We start from the raw sequence: 13,499 nt of genomic DNA, 5'->3' as shown, positions 1-13,499 counted from the left end.
ATCAACATTACTAAGATTAAAGTGATAACCATAGAACATCATTCGAAGACGTATGAATTTAAGACGCTTGATGAAGCAATGGATTGGGCTAAGCAGCTAGGCGAGTTTGTTACGATAAAATTTAACGGTCTAGAGATCGCGGGTAAGTTTGGGGTAGACGGCATCACTAGCGGTAAATTCTCAAATGGCGAGCCGTATACATGGAAAAAACGTCGGAGATATTAGGGCTCTGATTAATTGACACATTCTGCGCGATTAGATCTTAATTTTCTAATCACGAGTTCCCTAAGTCGTGAGCGCCATATAAAGTAGCGCTCAAAAAAACCACCCTAAGGTGGCTTATACAATTCTTAGTTACATGAGGCTGAGGATGCAGCTATATTCTCAATACTTAAGCTGCGCCCTAATTTCACCAGATTTATTTGTAGCGCTATGAACATTGAGATAAAGATTTCCGCTCTTCAGACTTTGGATCTGAGCCTCGGTTAATTTAGCACCTGCTGGAGCCGACCACACATTTTCTGCAGTTTTACTAAATGGAACAATTACCGGGCCATTTTGACCCATAGGGGCTTCGTGGATATGCGCCATAGTCCCCTCCATACCCATGGTAGTGATGGTTCCGGATACAGAGCCATCTGGAGCAACCATAATTGAACCCACTCCAGATGCAGAAGTCATAACTGGTGGCACCTCTTGAGACCCGGTTAGGGTTACTTTCATAGACTGTGCTGATACACCAAATGAGGCAATCCCAACACCCAATACCAAAGCAGCTTTAGCAAAAACATGATTAATCTTCATCTATATCTCCAATCGGGTTAGCGAATCCTCAGACTATCATACCCACAGGCATAAATCATGACAATTGATTCGCTTTATACGTATCTTTACCATCTGCCCTAGAATCACTTAGTACATAACATTTATATCTAGGCAAACCCGGATTTATTGACTTGAAATGCGTATTGAAATCGTAACGCCCGCACCCCCTGGCACCCTTCACGGAAACCGTATTACTGCTTTACGGTGGCATCAATTCTTGTCACGCCTCAATTACCAAAGCGCTATTACAGAGCAATGGTCTAAAAAGCCATGTGATGTTCTGATTGCACTACATGGACTACGAAGTCATGACTCTATTCAAAGGTATAAAAAAGCCTATCCCAATTATCCAGTCATATTAATCATGACTGGAACGGACATCTACCGAGACCTAAAAAACTCCACTAAAGTTATCAAGTCAATGGAGATGGCTGATGCGATTGTGGTTCTTCAACCAGATGCCATTCAATCCTTACCTAAGAAATTTCATCATAAAGTCCAAGTGATTTACCAGTCAGTAAAAGGCATCACTAGAAAGCCGCCACCAAAACGTCATTTTTTAGCCAGCATCATTGGCCATCTGCGGTCTGAAAAAGATCCCTTTTGTGCTGCGCAATGCCTATCTTTGCTGCCCTCAAACAGCAAGATTCAGCTGGTACAACTCGGCAAGGCAATGAGTCCTGAGTTTAAAAAGCAAGCACTCTCTATTGAAAAAAACGTTATGCGTTATCGATGGTTAGGCCAACTGAGTCACTCTAAAACGCTTCAGTGGCTCTCCCGCTCACACGTGATGATCATATCCAGCATTATGGAAGGTGGCGCCCATGTGGTATCTGAAGCTATTGCTATTGGCATCCCAGTAATTGCATCAGACATTCCAGGTAATCGAGGCTTACTGGGAGATGCCTACCCCGCCTACTATCCAGTAGGCGATAAAGTTGCTTTAAGCAAACTACTAACCAAGGCTGAAACCAATCCAGCCTTTTATGAAAAATTGTGCAGGGCGATTGCCTTGCGACAGAAGATCACCAAATCAGAATTAGAGCAAAAATCTATTCAAAAGCTCATTAAAAGCCTGATTAAATAATCAATCAGGCCCTATGCTGTCGCATAAGCTACCAAAAAGTAGCAATTTGGATCAGTCCAGGAGTGTACGGCTTTAAAACCGGCGCTCATTAAAAGAGATTCAAATTTTTCTTGCGTGTACTTATAGCTATTTTCAGTATGAATAAGCACACCGCTATCAAAACGCCTTTCGCCACCGGGGAACGAAACCAATTGATTCCGAGTAGATCGAAGATACATTTCGATTCGAGTAAGTTGCTCATTAAAAATTGCGTAGTGCTCCCAATTTTCTAAATTGAAATCCGTTTCAACTAGCCGGTTCAGGTGTAAAAGGATGTTTTTATTAAAAGCCGCAGTAATTCCAAGGGCATCGTTATAAGCTCGAGATAGAACTTCGCGATCCTTAACCAAATCAACCCCGATCAATAAACCCCCATCACCTTGGCAAACTTTCACAATATTTTTGAATAGTCCCAGCGCAGCATCTGGGTCAAAATTTCCAATGGAAGAGCCTGGATAAAAAAAGGTTTTCTTTCGACCCACCAAATCAGGAAACGCCATTTCTTCCTGTAAATCACAGGTTTGTGCCTGCATCTGAATTTTTGGAAATTCTTTTTGCAAGCCTGAGATAGCCTGCTCTAAAAATTCTTTTGAGATATCTAGCGCCCGATATTCTTTGGGTAATAGGGTGTCAAATAATGCGCTACCCTTTTCACAGTTACCAGCCCCTAAGTCCAACAAAACATCGCACTTTCCAATCGTCAAAGCTATTGCTTCGCCGTATTGCACCATGATTTGTTTTTCAGTTCGGGTTGGGTAATACTCTTCCAAAAAAGTAATTGCCTCAAATAAGTGCGAACCAATTTCATCATAGAAAAACTTTGGAGATATTGATGGCTGCTCTTGTGAAAGACCAGCAATAATTTCATCAGTTAATTTTTGATCGGGTAAATTATCTTGACTCACTTCAATATTCCTTTTTCATGTTACCTAATTTAGCCAAGACTGTGCATTTGCACTCTACGAAGCTTGTTGCTAATCATGTCTACAGCTATAACTAAGATAAGCATCGCTATGATCACCGTTGAGGCTTGCTGCTCATGCAATAAAGAGAGTTCGTAGTACAGAATTTGTCCAAGACCCCCTGCACCAACAAATCCTAATATCGTGGCCATACGTATATTCATTTCCCAACGATAAAGACTATAAGAGAGCAGTTGAGAATAAATCCCTGGTAAAGCCCCATAAATAAATGCTTGAGCATTACTTGCCCCAGCCAATCTCAGAGCTTGCGTTGCATTGGGAGAGTGATTTTCCAGGGTCTCGCCAAATAAACGCCCCAGCACTCCTGTGGTGTGCAAGGCGAGCGCTAGGGTTCCAGCAAATGGTCCTAAACCTACTGCTAGTACCATTAATACCGCCCAAACAAGCTCTGGCACCGAGCGCAAAAAATTTAAGAAAAAACGGGTTGCTACTTTTGCGCTACGACCAAACTGTCCAGCTGCTGGTAGCGCCAGAAAAAGGCTCGCAATTGCCGCTAATAAAGTGGCCAAGGCAGAAATGGCCAAGGTCTGCAATACACCACTCCACACCTTCTGTAAAAAAGATGGTGAGAGATCTGGTGGAAAAAAGCGTCCTGTATAAATAACAACATCACTCATAGCTTGTTTAGTAAACAAAGCCAGAGGATTAAATGAAAGATAAACAAAGCTCACCACAATAAAAAGCGCAATTAGCACAAGCGTAATGAGACACTTTAGACAAAATTCGCGAGCAGGATAGTGGTTCATGCGAGTTGCCGACGAATGATGAGACTGATGTAGTCAGCGAGTAAAACAAGCAGCAAAAATACGATGAGAATGGTAGATACTTCACCACCGTTGAGCATCTTCATTGACTGGTCCATAAGCTGTCCTAAGCCACCAGCACCTACAAAGCCCATGACAACCGAGGCCCTAACTGCGCATTCCCAGCGATAGATTGTGTAAGAGGCTAGCTCTTGTGAGGCGCCTGGCAATAACCCATATAAAAATGCATTGATACGGCCGCTACCTAACATTATTAGCGCTTTAGCAGGTAGGGTGTTTTCAGTCTCTAAGATTTCGGAATACACTTTTGCGAGCATGCCACCATAGGTAATAGCAATTGCTAGCACGCCTGCGATTGGGCCCAAACCAAACACTCTCACCAACAGCAAGGCCCATACAATTTCTGGAATACCTCTGAGTAATAACATCAGCATTCGGGCAAGATATCTACCGAGTTTCGCAATGCGATGACCAGAAGCAGGACCAATACGTGAAATCGATAGGCTATAAGTGATGATGAGGCCCAGTGGAATTGCCATCAGCATTGCCAGAGCAATGCCTGCAGTTGCCATGGCTAAAGTCTCTAAAGTAGCCTTAAACACTAGCGCTAAAAATGATGCCTGAAGATTGGGTGGGAAAAACTGAATTAAGAAGTTAGTAAAAACTTTGAGGTTGCTAGCTTCAAATAATGCAAATACATCAAACTGTGCCAATTGCATCATTGGCCATAAGATTGTTAATGCAATACACGTCACCACAAAACGCCTGAGCGCATCTGGATCCCTAAAATAGACCACTCTTTTCATGGTTATGGATTCGGACTGCCTTGTTTTGGCAGAATACCGCGTTCAGATGCATATAACTGTTGAAGCAAGCTCTCACTCACATCGGATGCTGGCAAGTCAAAAAAGACCTCCCCATCCTTCAGCCCAACAACTCTTGGGAACCACCGTAAAGCAATGTCTACTGCATGAAGGCTGGCCACAAAGCAAGCATCCCTGGTGCGAGCATCCTCTAAAAGGCGCTGAATCGTTAAATCAGAAAGAACAGGGTCCATTGCTGATACTGGCTCATCAGCCAGCAATAAATAAGGCTTCTGGTACAGCACGCGCGCGACACCCACTCTTTGCAATTGACCTCCAGACAGGCGGTCACAACGATCAAAGAGGCGGTCGGCGAGATCGAGTTTTTGCAGACATAACTGCGGACCCGCGATATCTACCGGATAGATTAATGACAGAAGAGATTTCCAGAGCGGCCACTGACCAAGACGACCAGCTAAGACGGCGGTAATCACTCTTTGTCTTGGTGGGATCGGAGCTGCTTGATGAACTAAGCCTATTTGAGAGCGTAAACGGCGTAATTGCCCTTTTGAAATCGCCCATGGATCAATGCCCAATACCGATATCGATCCAATACTAGGGCGCAGTGAAGTCGCTATCAAGTTAAGCAAGCTCGTCTTGCCAGAGCCAGATGATCCAATAATCGCAATTGATTCACCAGCTGAGGCGCTAATGTTGATATTTTTTAGCGCCTCTTTGCCATTGCTATGACTAAAACTAACTTGCTTAAATGCAAATGCTATTTTTTTCACTTAATCAAACCAGCACCAATTGCAGCCTTTTCAATTTCATCGTAGTTGGATGATTTAGTAGGAATATATTTGCTAGCCCTCTGAAGATCCATTAATTCTTTTTGAGCAGGATCATTGGCATTCAGCTTTAAAAAAGCATCGCTAATTTTTTTAGTTACCGCTGCATCCAAACCACCTCGTACGGTCCAGTTGTAATCATGGTACGTAGGCGTTGTATACAGAACTTTTACTTTTTCGGTATTAGGATTTTTAGCATCAGACAATTTATCCCAAACAGATGCATTTAAAGCGCCAGCATCTGCTTTACCGCTAGCAACAAATGCGACTGTTGCGTCATGGGCTCCAGAAAAAGCAATACTCTTAAAGTCTTTATCTGGGTTAATGCCTGCCTTCATTAGGTAAAAACGCGGCATTAAATGGCCTGAAGTAGATGATGGTGAACCAAAAGCAAAGGTCTTGCCCTTTAAATCTGTCAAAGTCTTTGCCGAGCTAGCCTCAGGAATAATAAATTTACTCGTAAATTTTTCATCTTCAAGACGCTGAATGATCGGCTTGACGGCGCCATTCGTACGAATTTTTGCTTGAATATAAGTAAAACCGCCTAACCATGCCATATCGATTTTATTTGTTGCCAGCGCCTCAACAACTGCGGCGTAGTCTGTCACGGGCGTAAATTCGACTTTCATGCCCGTCTCTTTAGAAAGATATTCGCCTAAAGGAAGAAATTTTCTTTGTAACTCAGTTGGTGATTCATCCGGAATCGCGGAGACACGTAAGACGGCTTGCGCCTGAGCTGGAAGCGTGAACATGCTAAAGCAAAGCGTTGCTAAAACAAGGCCGAGTGAAAATTTCAAAGTGTTTAGTTTCATATTGTTTGGATACTTTCTATTGAATTAAAGAAGTAGAGCTTAGGCTACAGAAACGCCTGAGCCCTGTACAAATTGACCTATTTTTTGAGCCTGGCTAAATCCATCTGCTCTGAGAATTTCTAATACCTGCTCGGTTGCTTCTGGACTGCAAGAGATTAATAAACCGCCACTTGTTTGAGGATCAGACAAGAGGTTTTGCTGCCACTCATTCAAATGAGAGGCCATCTCTATTTCATGACCATAACCCAGCCAGTTACGTGGTGATGCACCAGTAAAGATACCTTCTTTTACCAGCTTGACCGCCTCAGAAACTACTGGAATAGAGTCCCACTGAATCTGAGCTGAAAGCTTTGCTCCACGGCACAGTTCCAATAAGTGCCCTGCTAAGCCAAACCCTGTCACATCCGTAAGCGCATGCACGCTATCGAGTTGGGATAGCGCGACGCCAGGTTTATTCAACTTAGTCGTTAAGGCAATCATCTCCTGATAAGCAGAGTCAGAAAGCTGCTCTTTTTTCAGCGCAGCAGAAAGAATGCCTACACCCAAGGGCTTGCTAAGGATGATGCTATCGCCTAACTTTGCACCACTATTACGCTTTAGTTTTTTAGGGTCTACTACGCCAATGGCAACCAAGCCATAAATCGGCTCTACAGTATCAATCGAGTGGCCACCGGCAATCATAATCCCAGCTTCTGCACACACCGACTCACCGCCAGCAGTGATTTGCTGAATGACCTCCAAAGGAAGGACATTGATTGGCATGCCCAATAGCGCTAGGGCAAAAAGAGGTTGGGCACCCATAGCGTAAATATCTGAAATAGCATTCGTAGCTGCAATTCGCCCAAACTGATAGGGGTCATCGACAATCGGCATAAAGAAATCTGTGGTCGCCACGATCGCTTGATGTTCGTTGATTTGATAAACAGCGGCATCTTCATTGTTATCAGAGCCTGCCAGCAGTGCAGCAGGCATCTGGCGAATAGGGGAAGATTTCAGAATATCGCTCAAAACACCTGGAGCAATTTTGCAACCACAGCCCCCGCCGTGAGAGAGGGAGGTAAGACGACCGTTATATGTCATGTTGAAGAACTCAATTTAAAAGTAAGAGGATGGCAGCTAAGTATGTGAGCTTACCTAATTTATGCCAAACAGGTACGAAAGCCGCAAAAAAAATCACTGCGGGAAGGTAGATAAAAATTACGAAATTGGGGGCGACGCAGATAGTCAGGAGTAAATACACTCCAACCCTTCAAAACCCGATGTCTGCTATCAAACCATGGGGCCGAATAATCTTGATAAGGATCAGAACTAAAGCCCTCAAAAGGCTTAAAAGTACTACTAGTCCACTCCCATAAGCTGGATGGTTGCCATGGCTCACGCGCTGATGTCATTAAGACGCTAAGCTCATTTTCAGTAGGGAGTCGAACACCCTTCCATAAACAATACTGCTCAGCAGTATGGGCAGAGATATGTCTCACTGGAGCATTGAGATCCAGCTCTCGCCACCGATCAAAAAATCGCTCAAACCAGGCATTACCCTCTTTTTTCCAATATGCAGGTTGATGCTTAAAGCTTATTTCTGCATCATTTAGAGATCTTAAAAACTCTAAATATTCACCGTTACTAACTGCATGGCTTGAAATTGAAAAATCATGAGTCAATACATCATGCTGCCATTTCTCATTATCAAAAATAAAGCCCGTGCTTGGTGCTGACCCAAGCTGAAATTGGCACTGAGGAATATGGATATATCTTGACTCAAAATCATTGTGTTGGTCTTGACTAGCGCCAAGATCTTGCTCAAGAGGCCAGGCGTAACCTAAAGATTGCCACATATAAGCAAACGCTTCATTGTGCATATCTTCATGATAGAGAGCTAACTGAATAAAGTAAGCCTGCTCAGGACTCAAGGTTCCAGATCTGAGGATGATAAATGTACGCTCCATCACATCCGAAAAGTAATTCATCAAGATATCGATAGAGGGTATTTGTACCTGCCAGCGATCATCATGAATCATTTCAGAAGAATTAAATAAAGCATCTGCATGGGCTAAAAAGGAAGGATTAGATTCCATCCCTTTGCGATGAACCCAAAATTCGTGAAACCAAATCAGATGACCAAACTCCCAATGCGGGGGGTTTAATCCGGGCAATAAGGCGACTTTTTCCTGACCGTGATCAAGCTTACTAATAATGGTTTGTGTCACATGAGTCGAGCGCTCCAAATCTATTAGAAGCTTATTTGGCAATGGCCAAGGCTCGTAGCGCAGATAGTCAAACTGTGTCATTTGGATTTAGAAAATGAAGATCATCAATATTGCTGCACTAGTTAGGCAAGATCTCAAGTAATTCCTCAAAGGTTTTATACCCCATAATGGGCATGAAACTTCGCGGTGAAAAATTCTTCTCACTAATGAGCGTTGACCCCTGCATTTATCAGAAACAATATTGCTTAATTGACTAAGATCATCTAAATCTCGCATCTGACTTGGTGAGTTTCGGGGAAGCATTGCTACTGTCTTTTGATTTAGTAATATTAGTATTGGGCGTGATACGGTTGTTAATTAAATGAATTAACTTATATAAATGAATTTTATGCTCATTCTTACTTATCTTTTACAGTCTCAATTGATGCCTTAACTGTCGGAAAGACTAAAAACAAGGTATTTAGGCCCCTATTGAGGATAGGGGCGCTGATTCAGCACATTCTCATATCAACACCTAAAATATCTAATGAACTTTTTTTATATAAGCGCCTTGCTCCTGACTTTGGTGACCTCCTCGGTACAAGCGGCAGAAATTTATATTACTGACCCTGATCACACCTTTGTTAGTTTTAGCTACAAACATTTAGCTTACTCGATTCAAACTAGTCGTTTTGATAAGGTGAATGGAACTATTACACTCAATGATCAAATGGATGGCGGCACTATAGATATTGACATTGAGACTGGCTCAATTAGCACAGGCTCCGATACCTTTAATAAGTTACTTAGAAGTGAAGATTACTTTAATTCTGAAAAATTTCCCGTAGCCAAATTCATCTCCGATAACGTTATATTTAATGATCAGGTCATTACGTCACTCTCAGGCGAGCTCACCATCAAAGGCATTACTAAGCCCGTTAATGTGGAAGTGACTAACTTTTCTTGCAGTCGTAACTTGATTACTTTGAAATATATGTGTGGCGCTAACGCAAGCGCGAAGTTGAGTCGCTCAGAGTTTAATCTAGGAAAATATGTGCCATTTGTTGGCGATGAGATCAGCTTAAATATAGTGATTGAAGCGTCAAGAGAATAGCCTTAATTACACTGGTATTGCCAATAGAGTCTGCAAGTAATAAGGTTTCATTTGAGCGCCAAACCTAACGGAACCATGTAAAAATAAAGCCCTCACCATTTCTGATGAGGGCTTTAATCAGCCTAATAGGGCCTGGGCTTAGGCTGAATTTCTCATGCCGTTCAAACCCGCTCAGAAAATATCAGCTTAAAAATGGTTTTCAATCAACATTTCTGACTTAGGGATAAATCCAGGCTTAGGCCATGCTGGTTTAATGCCCTTACCAACGACCAACATTGCAGCAATGGCATAGTCTTTAGGCAAATGAATCAATTCGGCGACCTTATCAAAATCAAAGCCAACCATTGGGCATGAGTCATAACCCATCGCTTTGGCTGAGAGCATCATCGTTTGCAGCATGATGCCAGCTGAACGCATTGCTTCATCTCTTTGTAATTGCTCTTTTCCAGCATAAAAAGGATGAATCCAAGGAACTAAGATATCTTGAGCTTCTTTGGGTGCATTTACCCAATATCGAGCAGGATCTTTTTCCCAAGCCTTGATATCCACAGTTACTACAAATAATAGGGATCCATCAGTAACTTGAGCCTGATCATGAGCAGCTTCTCGCAATTTTACTCTTAAAGCCTTGTCTGTAACATTCACTAAACGCCAATGTTGGATATTGAATGAGGATGGCGCCTGAATAGCAAGGTCAAGCAACTGCTCTGTCTCTTGCTTAGTAAATTCATGACTTGGGTCAAAATACTTAACGGCCCTACGTTCGCGGATTGCATCAAATGTATTCATTAACTTCCTCAGTGAGATTCAAACCCTGATAATACGGCAACATTCAAAAGACAAAACCCTCGCCATTGCTGATGAGGGTTTGCTTTTCTGGTGGGCCCACCAGGACTTGAACCTGGGACCAAAGGATTCCGGTTTGTGTAGCTTTCACTACTCCCTGGACTATGCCTTCATAATATCGATTGCTCGACTTAGATGGGTGCCGCCTAGTCTCTATCCCAAATTACTTTGGGCAGCTTTAATCATTTTTTTCACCTCAAGACTCTCATTAATAGAGTGAATGGTAATTTGCGGATTTTGTTTAACAAAAACGCGAAACACTTCGTCTGCAAATGCCTGACCAATTGATTCAACACCCTTAAAATCCAACAGCACAGTCTTAAAACGATCAACACGATTTAAAATTCGCTTTGCCTGAGAGCGCGAAATAAGCTGGCCACCTTCGTATAGAGCTAGCTTCACCGGAACAACGGTTTTATTAAACGCGTAATCTTCGTCTTCTGTACCACTAAAACTATCAAATACCGTACGCAATGTTCTTTCTGAATTGAGCGCTATTTTCATGACAACCCTCGTTCCTTGATGACTCTTTTCATTATGAAGTAAAAAGTCCATTCCCGAACCGTCAGCATGTGTAAAGACCAAATCACCAGAAAAAATAAAGAATTCATCAAAAGCACGGGATGAAAAAAAGATTCCCTGCCCAGTATGATTACTTGGATCAGTAGTGAGCTTTCCTTTACTCAACTCCAAAATCGACTCACGTGGATCGTGCAGCTTTAATAATCTAGCAATATGGTTAAATATTCCCTCGCCATTATCAATAATTGATATTGAAACAAAATCGGGTGTTCTTTCTACATTGATGTAGACCTCGGTACCCTCCGAATGGTCAATGGCGTTGTTTAGCATCTCAGTAAAGCCGTAATGACAAATATTGGCAATTTCCTTAGGCAATCCATTAAATATTTCACCAAAATCACGTGAATAGATCTCAGACTCCTCTAACCCCTTTAATTTAAATAGGCCATCATGAAATCGTTTTACGCCTAACTGATATACACGCGCCTTCGTGCTGCCGCTGGAAGCTAAAAATCCATCCTTAACTAACGCTGCAAAATGAGCATGGATAGCCTGTCTAGTAAGACCAAACCTTTCCATTGCGACATGAGCTAAATCGTGTTGATTGGCTTTAACGCCATCTACCAAGAACTGACGTACTTCTTGGGAGCGCTTTGTATTGGCAAATTTCATATCTATTTTTGTAAAGTTTTATGAAATTATTGTAAAGTTTTATGAAATTATTGTAAAGTTTTTGGTCAAGTATCGACAAGACACCCTGAATAAATAGTACTTATATGCGCTCTGAGGCCCTTTTAACCTTATTTACCGCCAAGTCTAGCTGGGTTTCTTTGGTAGTAGCCCGTATCCACTTGTTGTCCACCTTATAGCGACATTGCCATACGGCACTATGCTCGCGTTGATAGGGGGTTAGGTTACGGTATAGCTATATAAGCTCATCATGACTTAGTCGCTGTAGAGAAGATTTATCAAAAGTTGATATCAAAGACATAACAAATTAAACATCAGGACTATCACTAAGTAAATCGTCATTTTTAGAACAAAAAAAACCAACCCGAAGGTTGGTATTTTCATTTCTGGTGGGCCCACCAGGACTTGAACCTGGGACCAAAGGATTCCGGTTTGCGTAGCTTTCACCACTCCCTGGACTATGCCTTCATCATATTGATCGCTCAACTTAGATGGGTGCCGTCTAGTCTCTACACGTTCAACAATACTTTCGCATTGAAGCTTCGCTCGGCGTTGCCATATTCGTTTAAAACGATTTGTGTACTTAGCTGCAAATACAACAACTCGTTTAAACGTCTTTAGGTTTCTCCGAATTTGACACCATCCCTTACACAGTTTCCACGTGTAAGGCACAACTTACGCTATGAGTCCTTGAACTGACCTGATTTTTAGTACCACTCCAGAAGAGAGGATTTTTGATAATCTTCACCTTAAAGGAGTGCTAAATATGGCAAAAGGCCAACGTCTTAAACCCGAGCAAATCGTCACCTTATTGCGTCAAATCGATGTCCTGACAACGAACGGCAAAACCCTAGCCCAGGCCTGTAAAGAAGTGGGAACGGTAGAGCAAAGCTACTATCGTTGGCGCAAGATTTATGGCGGCATGAAGGTCGATCAAGCTCGTAAGTACAAAGATCTAGAACTGGAAAATACCCGACTCAAGAAGCTCGTAGCGGACTTATCGCTACGAGAAGTCATGCTTAAGGAAGTCATTAAGGGAAACTTCTAAGCTTACGACCAGCGGAAGTCCCTTCAGGGACTAGGCGTAAAAATGCAGCGCAGCTGCTCATGGACCAGCATTCTATCTCTGAGCGGACTGCCTGCAGTTTAGTGGGGCTATCTAGAGCAGCGTATCGCTATATGCCATTGCCTAGAGATGACGAAGAGCCCCTTAGAGCCGAAGTCATCCGCATGGCCAGCACCTATGGCCGTTACGGTTATAGATTTATTGCGGGCATGATGCGTAACGCTGGTTGGGGGCAAGCGACTACCGCCAAGGTTGCTCGCATCTGGCGGCAAGAAGGCCTAAAGATCCCACAAAAGCAACCTCCTAGAGGCAGACTCTGGTTTAACGATGGCAGCTGTATGAGGTTGCGAGCTACTCATACCAATCATGTTTGGAGTTATGACTTTGTCTTTATCAGGGACGCTTATGGTGGCAAGATCCGGATGCTGACCATGATTGATGAGTTCAGTAGAAAGTGTTTAACGATCCACTGCGCTAGACGAATTGGCTCAATCCAAGTGATTGAACAACTGGCCAACGCCATGATTACTCACGGCATCCCCGAGCACATCCGAAGTGATAACGTACTAAATGCAAGAACTTTTTCCAGCGATAGGCAAAGCCATACCGTAACTGCAATTTGCAGTTAAAAAAATCAAACTTACTACTTGTCTATACCCAAACGGTCACTTCCACAAATAAATCAGGGGTCCCGATTAACCATAATTAACACAAGATCCGCCACTTCACGTTTTGGTCTTTACCCTACTTAAAACAATCTGAGGTCCCAGTGGAAGGTCCAAACATTATCTACGAGGTCCTTGCGGCCTCTACGGCCCTACAGAGAGGGATCGATCCACTGGGTAAAGCTTTTTCATAGTAACCTTGATACATCTGTTTTGACTTCACTAATCCATACACTACACGCGCCATCT

General features: G+C 42.8%; 15 protein-coding genes. 5 read left to right on the top strand and 10 right to left on the bottom strand.

All coding sequences use genetic code 11. The features are described from left to right. The first annotated feature begins 21 nt into the window (after positions 1–21). A complete protein-coding gene (locus tag VC188_RS08955) occupies positions 22–225 on the top strand; it encodes a hypothetical protein (protein WP_323483710.1) in 204 nt (67 codons plus the stop codon). Between the two features lie 159 nt (positions 226–384). Here the strand turns inward: VC188_RS08955 and VC188_RS08950 are convergent, their stop codons facing one another. Beyond that, on the bottom strand, positions 385–804 hold the full coding sequence (locus VC188_RS08950) for a CHRD domain-containing protein (protein WP_323483709.1): 420 nt from the start codon (positions 802–804) through the stop codon (positions 385–387). A 157-nt stretch (positions 805–961) separates the two neighbouring features. Between VC188_RS08950 and senB the strand changes: the two genes are divergently transcribed. Continuing rightward, entirely contained in the window at positions 962–1,912 is a 951-nt protein-coding gene (senB, locus tag VC188_RS08945; RefSeq protein ID WP_323483708.1) for a selenoneine biosynthesis selenosugar synthase SenB, read from the top strand. Between the two features lie 11 nt (positions 1,913–1,923). On the opposite strand, the gene egtD is transcribed toward senB, so the two are convergent. From egtD to VC188_RS08910, 7 genes are read right to left on the bottom strand one after another with little or no spacing between them, the layout of a single operon-like run. Beyond that, positions 1,924–2,856: an L-histidine N(alpha)-methyltransferase gene (gene egtD / locus VC188_RS08940; protein WP_323483707.1), complete on the bottom strand. Its 933-nt coding sequence runs from the start codon at positions 2,854–2,856 to the stop codon at positions 1,924–1,926. A 29-nt stretch (positions 2,857–2,885) separates the two neighbouring features. Further along, entirely contained in the window at positions 2,886–3,680 is a 795-nt protein-coding gene (gene phnE, locus VC188_RS08935) for a phosphonate ABC transporter, permease protein PhnE (RefSeq protein WP_215320760.1), read from the bottom strand. Beyond that, on the bottom strand, positions 3,677–4,504 hold the full coding sequence (locus VC188_RS08930; protein WP_215320762.1) for a PhnE/PtxC family ABC transporter permease: 828 nt from the start codon (positions 4,502–4,504) through the stop codon (positions 3,677–3,679). Before VC188_RS08930 ends, phnE begins: the two co-directional genes overlap by 4 nt. A 2-nt stretch (positions 4,505–4,506) precedes the next feature. After that, positions 4,507–5,283 carry a phosphonate ABC transporter ATP-binding protein gene (locus tag VC188_RS08925; protein ID WP_323483747.1) on the bottom strand — a complete coding sequence of 259 codons (777 nt, stop codon included), beginning with the start codon at positions 5,281–5,283 and terminating at the stop codon, positions 4,507–4,509. Positions 5,284–5,288: 5 nt separating this feature from the next. Further along, on the bottom strand, positions 5,289–6,161 hold the full coding sequence (locus VC188_RS08920) for a putative selenate ABC transporter substrate-binding protein (protein ID WP_323483706.1): 873 nt from the start codon (positions 6,159–6,161) through the stop codon (positions 5,289–5,291). Positions 6,162–6,200: 39 nt separating this feature from the next. Further along, on the bottom strand, positions 6,201–7,241 hold the full coding sequence (selD, locus tag VC188_RS08915) for a selenide, water dikinase SelD (protein ID WP_323483705.1): 1,041 nt from the start codon (positions 7,239–7,241) through the stop codon (positions 6,201–6,203). 59 nt (positions 7,242–7,300) lie between these two features. Beyond that, positions 7,301–8,368 carry an SUMF1/EgtB/PvdO family nonheme iron enzyme gene (locus VC188_RS08910; RefSeq protein ID WP_323483704.1) on the bottom strand — a complete coding sequence of 356 codons (1,068 nt, stop codon included), beginning with the start codon at positions 8,366–8,368 and terminating at the stop codon, positions 7,301–7,303. Between the two features lie 526 nt (positions 8,369–8,894). Between VC188_RS08910 and VC188_RS08905 the strand changes: the two genes are divergently transcribed. Next, positions 8,895–9,461 carry a YceI family protein gene (locus tag VC188_RS08905; RefSeq protein WP_215320770.1) on the top strand — a complete coding sequence of 189 codons (567 nt, stop codon included), beginning with the start codon at positions 8,895–8,897 and terminating at the stop codon, positions 9,459–9,461. 186 nt (positions 9,462–9,647) lie between these two features. On the opposite strand, the gene VC188_RS08900 is transcribed toward VC188_RS08905, so the two are convergent. Then, positions 9,648–10,250 (bottom strand): nitroreductase family protein, encoded by a 603-nt coding sequence (locus VC188_RS08900; RefSeq protein WP_323483703.1) that lies wholly within the window; start codon positions 10,248–10,250, stop codon positions 9,648–9,650. Between the two features lie 210 nt (positions 10,251–10,460). Further along, on the bottom strand, positions 10,461–11,501 hold the full coding sequence (locus tag VC188_RS08895) for an STAS-like domain-containing protein (protein WP_215320774.1): 1,041 nt from the start codon (positions 11,499–11,501) through the stop codon (positions 10,461–10,463). A gap of 784 nt (positions 11,502–12,285) precedes the next feature. Between VC188_RS08895 and VC188_RS08890 the strand changes: the two genes are divergently transcribed. Both VC188_RS08890 and VC188_RS08885 read left to right on the top strand, forming a co-directional pair. Next, complete coding sequence (locus tag VC188_RS08890; protein WP_028819441.1) at positions 12,286–12,567, top strand: transposase; 282 nt, start codon at positions 12,286–12,288, stop codon at positions 12,565–12,567. A gap of 59 nt (positions 12,568–12,626) precedes the next feature. Next, positions 12,627–13,214, top strand: a complete 588-nt coding sequence (locus tag VC188_RS08885; protein ID WP_323483702.1) for a DDE-type integrase/transposase/recombinase — start codon at positions 12,627–12,629, stop codon at positions 13,212–13,214. The last annotated feature ends 285 nt before the right edge of the window (positions 13,215–13,499 follow it).

This window comes from Polynucleobacter sp. MG-28-Ekke-A2, from assembly GCF_035012985.1.
Taxonomy (GTDB): domain Bacteria; phylum Pseudomonadota; class Gammaproteobacteria; order Burkholderiales; family Burkholderiaceae; genus Polynucleobacter.
The sequence above is the reverse complement of the archived record's forward strand: the minus strand, read 5'-3'. Positions and strand labels throughout refer to the sequence as shown.